6 protein-coding genes are annotated in these 6541 nt (G+C 71.2%); all 6 read left to right on the top strand.

Annotated features, from left to right (window positions below):
• Positions 1-331 (top strand): FHA domain-containing protein (locus ETD96_RS38950; RefSeq protein ID WP_138641508.1); only part of this gene is annotated, 331 nt, incomplete at its 5' end.
• Positions 332-342: 11 nt separating this feature from the next.
• The gene (locus tag ETD96_RS38945) at positions 343-834 is read left to right on the top strand and encodes an FHA domain-containing protein FhaB/FipA (RefSeq protein WP_138641507.1); all 492 of its coding nucleotides are present in this window, start codon (positions 343-345) and stop codon (positions 832-834) included.
• Positions 831-2411 (top strand): Stp1/IreP family PP2C-type Ser/Thr phosphatase, encoded by a 1581-nt coding sequence (locus ETD96_RS47800; protein WP_138641506.1) that lies wholly within the window; start codon positions 831-833, stop codon positions 2409-2411. The genes ETD96_RS38945 and ETD96_RS47800 overlap by 4 nt, the downstream gene beginning before the upstream one ends.
• Positions 2412-3998, top strand: coding sequence for an FtsW/RodA/SpoVE family cell cycle protein (locus ETD96_RS38935; protein ID WP_138641505.1), 1587 nt, complete (start codon positions 2412-2414; stop codon positions 3996-3998).
• 16 nt (positions 3999-4014) lie between these two features.
• Positions 4015-5490, top strand: a complete 1476-nt coding sequence (locus ETD96_RS38930; RefSeq protein WP_240808541.1) for a penicillin-binding transpeptidase domain-containing protein — start codon at positions 4015-4017, stop codon at positions 5488-5490.
• On the top strand, positions 5487-6541 hold a 1055-nt coding region (locus ETD96_RS47795; protein WP_138641503.1), incomplete at its 3' end, for a serine/threonine-protein kinase. The genes ETD96_RS38930 and ETD96_RS47795, both read left to right, overlap by 4 nt.

Genomic DNA, 6541 nt, shown 5'->3' with positions numbered 1-6541 from the left:
CGGCCGGGGCGGTGTCTTCGGGGGGCATCCGCGGCTGCTGGTGACGACGGCCGTGGAGGGCTCGGACACGACGCAGCGCACCTATGAGATCAATACGCCTGTCACTCTGCTGGGTCGCGGTACGGACTGCGACCTGCGACTCGTCGATCCGGGCGTGTCCCGGCACCATGCCGAGATCCGCGTAGAAGGTCCCGAAATCGCTCTCGTGGATCTAGGGTCGACCAACGGCTCGTTCGTGAACGGGCAGCCGATCCGGCGGGTCACGCTGGTGGACGGCTCCCGGGTGACGATGGGCCGGACAACCCTTGTGTTCCGCCGCGATAGGGAGTAACCCCGACTCCGATGTCCCCATTCACCCTCACGCTGATCAAGCTGGCGTTCCTCGCGGTGCTGTGGCTGTTCGTCATCGCGGCCGTCGGTGTGATCAGGGCCGACCTGTTCGGCTCGAAGGCCGCGTCGAAGGCGGCCGCACGCCCGTCCCAGCCCCCGAGGTCCGCCCGGCCGCCGAAGCCGCCGCGGCAGCAGCGCAGCGCCCAGCACGGCGCCCCGACGAAGCTGGTGGTCGTCCAGGGGGAGCGGGCCGGCACGGTCATCGACCTCACCGGGGTGCCCATCACCATCGGCCGGGCGAATGACTCCACTCTGGTCGTGACCGACGACTACGCTTCGAGCCGGCATGCCCGACTTTTCGCGCAGGACGGTCAGTGGATCGTGGAAGATCTCGGCTCGACCAATGGGACGTATCTCGGACGCACGAAGGTGAGCCGGCCGATGCCGGTGCCGCCCGGCGTCCCGGTCCGTATCGGCAAGACCGTGATCGAGCTGCGCAAATGACCCTGGGAATCCGCTACGCCGCGCGCTCCGACGTCGGCATGCTGCGCGAGGGCAACGAGGACTCGGCGTACGCGGGCGCGCACCTGCTGGCGGTGGCCGACGGCATGGGCGGGCACGTCGGCGGCGAGATCGCGAGCGCCGCGGCGATCGAGGCGCTGCGCGCGCTCGACAAGAACCTGCCGGCGACGGAGCTGCTGGCCGCGCTCGAGCACACGGTCAAGACCGCGAACGACAACCTGCACCGCATCGTCGAGTCGGACCCGGCCCTCCAGGGCATGGGGACGACGCTGACGGCGATGCTGTGGGCGGGCAACCAGGTCGCGCTGGTGCACATCGGGGACTCCCGCGCCTACCTGCTGCGCGACGGCAGCCTGTTCCAGATCACGCACGACCACACGCTCGTCCAGTCGCTGGTGGACGAGGGCCGCATCAGCCCGGACGAGGCGGCGTCGCACCCGCAGCGGTCGCTGCTGCTGCGCGCGCTGGACGGCCGCGGCGAGGTCGATCCGGACCTGTCGCTGCGCGAGGCCGTGGTCGGCGACCGGTACCTGCTGTGCTCGGACGGCCTGTCGGGCGTCGTCACGGCGGAGACGATCTTCCAGGTGCTGACGGACGTGGACGACCCGGAGCAGGCCGTCCGGCAGCTGATCGACCTGGCGAACCGGGGCGGCGGCCCCGACAACATCACCTGCGTCGTCGCCGACGTGGTGGACCTGGAGCGCCAGCCCCCGACGGGCGGCCCCGGCCACGCGGTGGGCGCGGCGGCGAACGCGTCGCCGCCGGAGCCGCCGGGCGGCGGCCCGGGCGCGAACACGACGGTGGCCGACACCCCGGCGGGCCGCGCGGCGCAGCTGCGCGACACGCGGCCGCAGCCGCCGGTGGCGGTGGACGAGCGGCCTCCCCCGCCGGCGCCCGCGCCGATGGGCGACCCGATGGGCGGCCCGCCCCCGCCGGGCACGATCCAGCAGGCGCCGATGGAGCGGCCGCGGCGCGGCGGCGCCCGCCGCTGGACGTGGCTGATCGTCGTCGCGGGCGTGGTCGTGGTGGGCGTGGTGGCGGGCGGTTTCGTGCTGCTGCAGAACGTCCGGAACGGCTACTACATCGGCGCGACCGGCGACACCGTCGTCCTGTACCGGGGCACGCCGCAGGAGGTGCCGGGCCTCGACCTGTCGCGGCCGGCGTCCAAGCAGCCGGAGCCGAAGATCCAGGTGAGCGATCTGCCGGAGGACATCCAGCAGCGGGTCCGGTCGACCTACACCGTGGACGGCCCGAAGGACTGGAAGAAGCTGACCGACGTGGTCTGCAAGTACACGCTCGTCCAGGCCGGCGGCAAGGTCGCGATCGTGCGGGGCAAGGGCCAGCAGAACTGCCAGGAGACGAAGATCGTCACCAGCGAGGTCCTGCTGAGCGAGCTGCCCCGGTCGGACGCGACGGAGATCACCAAGGGCACCCCGCCGGTGATCGGCCGGGCCGCGGCGCAGAGCGCGCTGCAGGCGCTGGAGAAGCGGCGCGACCAGTGCACCGACAACGCGGCGGGCAAGCCGAAGGACTGCCCCTCCAGCGGAGGGAGCTCGTAGATGCAGTCGATCGGGGAGCAGATCCGGGCGCGGCTGCCGTACCAGCGGCGCAACGCCGCCTCGCTGGCCCTGCTGATCTTCGCGATGGTCATGACGCTGTCGGCGTTCGCGGAGGTCGGGCTGGCCCGTGACGGCAGCATCCCGGCGGGCCTGTTCGTGTACGGCGGCGGCCTCGCGGTGCTGGCGCTCGTCGCCTACTTCGTGCAGGCGAAGTTCACCCCGTACGCCGATCCGCTGCTGCTGCCGCTGGCGGTCGCGCTGAACGGCATCGGGCTGACGATGATCTACCGGCTCGACCTGGACACCAGCGCCGACCGCAAGGCCGCGGCGCTGGCCGGCAAGAAGCTCCTCCCGGACGCCGCGGACGCGCCCAGCCAGCTGATGTGGACGTTCGTCGGCATCGGGCTGTTCGTCGCCGCCGTCCTGATCATGCGGGACACCGAGAAGCCGGACGCGCCGCTGTCGTTCACCCCGAAGACGGCGCAGCGCTACACGTACCTGATCGGCCTCACCGCCGTGATCCTGCTGCTGCTGCCGATCGTCCCGGGCATCGGCGCGGAGATCAACGGCGCCCGGGTGTGGATCCATCTGGGTCCGTTCTCGGTGCAGCCGGGCGAGTTCGCGAAGCTGCTGCTGGTCGTGTTCTTCGCCGGCTACCTGGTGAACAAGCGGCAGGCGATGTCGCTGATCGGCAAGAAGGTCGGCCCGGTCAGCCTGCCGCGGGGCCGCGACCTCGGCCCGATCATGGTGATCTGGTTCTTCTGCCTGGGCGTGCTGTTCCTCCAGAAGGACCTCGGTACCGCGCTGCTGTTCTTCGGCCTGTTCGTGTCGATGCTCTACATCGCGACGCAGCGGGTCTCCTGGGTGGTGATCGGTGTCGGGCTGCTCGCCGTGGGCGTGTTCGTCGCGACGCTGCTGCCGTTCATGGGCCACGTGAACCAGCGCATCGACATCTGGCAGAACCCGAAGCCGTACTTCGACGGCGGCTGCCTGCTGGAGAGCGGCAAGGTCGTGCCCGTCAACCCCGACACCGAGATCTACAAGCAGAACGACGTCGAGGGCGTGATCTCGCCGGGCTTCACGGCCTGCGCGAAGCTCGGCGGCGAGTACTCCGACAGCGCGCAGCTGATGAAGGGGCTGTTCGCGCTGGGGCAGGGCGGCGTGCTCGGCACGGGGCTCGGCCAGGGCGAGCCGTGGCGGACGCCGCTGTCGTTCAGCGACTTCATCTTCGACTCGCTCGGCGAGGAGCTCGGGCTGACCGGGCTGATGGTGATCCTGCTGATCTACGCGTTGATCGTGCAGCGCGGGATGAAGACGGCCGTGGCGGCGCGGGACCCGTTCCTGAAGCTGTTCGCGGGCGGTGTGTCGTTCGTGCTGGCCCTCCAGGTCTTCGTGATCGTGGGCGGGGTCACCCGGCTCATCCCGCTGACCGGTCTCACGACGCCGTTCCTGTCGCAGGGCGGTTCGTCGCTGATGGCCAACTGGATCCTGATCGCGATCCTGGTGCGGATGAGCCATGACGCGCGCAAGCCGGCCCCGCAGGCGATCCAGGACGAGGGCATGACCCAGATCGTGAGCACGAGGTGACTTCCCCCCTATGAACATGGACAAGCCGGTTCGGCGGGTGGCGATCTTCGCGATGCTGCTGTTCTTCGGGCTGATGGCGCAGGTCAACTACGTCCAGGGCAGCCAGGCGGAGGACCTGCGCACCGACGCCCGCAACAGCCGGCAGTACGCGGACGTGTTCAACGCGCCGCGCGGCGAGATCTCCGCGGGCGGCGAGGTGCTGGTGATCTCCAAGGAGACCGGGAAGGACAACCCGAAGTACGGCCGGTCCTACAAGGACGGGCCGGTCTTCGCGCCGGTCACCGGGTACTTCAACGGCGGCGCCACGCAGGTCGAGCGGGCCTACAACTCGCTGCTCGGCGGCAAGGACAAGCGGATCACGCAGCAGCGCTGGTTCGACATGTTCATCGGGAAGAAGGCCGAGGGCGCGAACGTCGAGCTGACGATCGACCCGGGGGCGCAGCGCACCGCGTACGCGCAGCTGAAGGCGCGGACGCAGCAGGGCCGCCGCGGCGGCGCCGTGGTGATCGACGTGAAGACGGGCGCGGTGAAGGTGGCCGCGTCGTGGCCGTCGTTCGACCCGAACGAGGTGGCCCCGCAGACCGGGCTGACGGGCGGCAAGCGGCTGGAGCAGCTCGACAAGGGCGAGGGCGTCATCAAGCCCCTGGTCGACAACGCGCTCAGCCAGACGTTCCCGCCCGGTTCGTCGTTCAAGACGCTGGTGGCGGCGCTGGCGATGCAGAAGCTCGGCATCAACAGCTCGTCGACCGTCAACACCGGCCAGCTGATCCTGCCGGAGTCGGGGCAGCCGCTGCCGAACTCGCACGACAGCGGCAGCTGCGGCGGCGCGGCCTCGCTGCGCGGCGCGTTCGCCGAGTCCTGCAACACGACGTTCGGCAAGATGGCGCTGGACATGGGCATCCAGGGGCTGCACGACGGCGCCACGAAGTTCGGGTTCGGCAAGCGGGTGGAGCTGGAGCCCGACTTCTACACGGCCGAGAGCGACGTCCCGGTGGCGTTCACGGACGCCAGCGGCAAGAAGACCCCGACCGGCGCGGACGGGACGGCCCGGTCCGGCATCGGCCAGGAGAACGTGCGCGCGACGCCGCTGCAGATGGCGATGGTCGCCGCCGCTGTCGCCAACGGCGGCAAGATCATGAACCCGTACGTGGTGCAGACCGTCCGCGCCAAGGACCAGAGCCAGCTGTACGGCGCGTCCCCGAAGGAGTTCGGGAAGGCGATGACCGGCGACCAGGCCGGGCAGCTCGAGGACATGATGCGCGCGGTGGTCACCGAGGGCACCGCGAAGAACCTGGCGGGCAGGCGGATCGCCGGCAAGACCGGTACGGCGGAGCAGGGTCCGGGCAACCCGAACGCCAACTGGTTCGTCGGGTTCAGCCCGATGAAGGACCCGCGCTACGCGTTCGCCGTGATGACCGAGGCGCCGGGCTCGGGTGCCGAGAACGCGGGCCCGATCGCCGCCGCGATCATGGCCAAGGTCCTGCAGAAGTGAGCCCGGGCCTCGTCCTGAGCGACCGGTACCGGCTGCTGGAGCGGCTGGCCATCGGCGGGATGGGCGAGGTCTGGCGCGCGTCGGACGCGGTGACGGGCCTGCAGGTCGCGGTGAAGCTGCTGCGGCTGGAGCTCGGTTCGGACGTGCGGGCGCGCACCCGGTTCGAGTCGGAGGCGCGGTTCGCGGCGGAGCTGCGGCATCCGGGGATCGCGCGGGCGTTCGACTTCGGGGAGCACGGCGGCCGGACGTTCCTGGTGATGGAGCTGGTGTCGGGCGAGCCGCTCGACGAGATCCTGGCCCGCGACGGCGGGCTGCCGCTGGAGGCCGTCCTGGACCTGGTGGTGCAGGCGGGACGGGCGCTGACGGTGGCGCACGACGCCGGGATCGTGCACCGGGACGTCAAGCCGGCGAACCTGATGGTGTCCCCGGACGGCACCGTGAAGATCACCGACTTCGGGATCGCGCGGCGGCTGGCGGCGGCGTCGCAGACCCAGACCGGGATGGTCATGGGGACGGCGCACTACATCTCGCCGGAGCAGGCGCAGGGCAAGGAGCTGTCGCCGAAGGCCGACCTGTACTCGCTGGGCGTGGTGGCCTACGAGTGCCTGACGGGCGCGCCGCCGTTCGACGGCTCGACGCCGGTGGAGGTGGCGCTCAAGCACGTCCGGGACGCGCCCGCGGAGCTGCCGGCCCGGGTGCCGTACGCCGCCCGCGAGCTGGTCATGGAGATGCTGGCGAAGGACCCGCTGGACCGTCCGCCGGACGCGGGGCGCGTCGCGGCGCGGGCGCTGGCGATCCGGGCGTCGCTGGCGGGGGCGCGCCCCGTCAGGCCGCCGGCGGCGGGGGCGCCCGCCGGTGCGTCCACCGCCTCCGCCGCCTCCGCCTCGGCTCCTCGCAGCGCCCCGCGACGCGGCAGGCACGCCGCTCGGGGCGGAGACCCCATCGTTACGCAATCGGCAGCTTTGTCGGGATTTGACGCTGACCCGGCGGCGGATAACCTCTCGCGTGGGACAGCTGTCTCTTATACACTTCTGACTCTTCCGACCACGGG

It is taken from the genome of Actinomadura geliboluensis, assembly GCF_005889745.1.
Lineage (GTDB): Bacteria > Actinomycetota > Actinomycetes > Streptosporangiales > Streptosporangiaceae > Spirillospora > Spirillospora geliboluensis.
This window is presented reverse-complemented; position numbering and strand designations above follow the sequence as displayed.

Excerpts from the sequence above, each read along its gene's own strand:
- ETD96_RS38930 (WP_240808541.1), top strand. The coding sequence starts at position 4,015 with ATGGACAAGCCGGTTCGGCGGGTGGCGATCTTCGCGATGCTGCTGTTC.
- ETD96_RS47800 (WP_138641506.1), top strand. The coding sequence starts at position 831 with ATGACCCTGGGAATCCGCTACGCCGCGCGCTCCGACGTCGGCATGCTG.
- ETD96_RS38945 (WP_138641507.1), top strand. The coding sequence starts at position 343 with ATGTCCCCATTCACCCTCACGCTGATCAAGCTGGCGTTCCTCGCGGTG.
- ETD96_RS38935 (WP_138641505.1), top strand. The coding sequence starts at position 2,412 with ATGCAGTCGATCGGGGAGCAGATCCGGGCGCGGCTGCCGTACCAGCGG.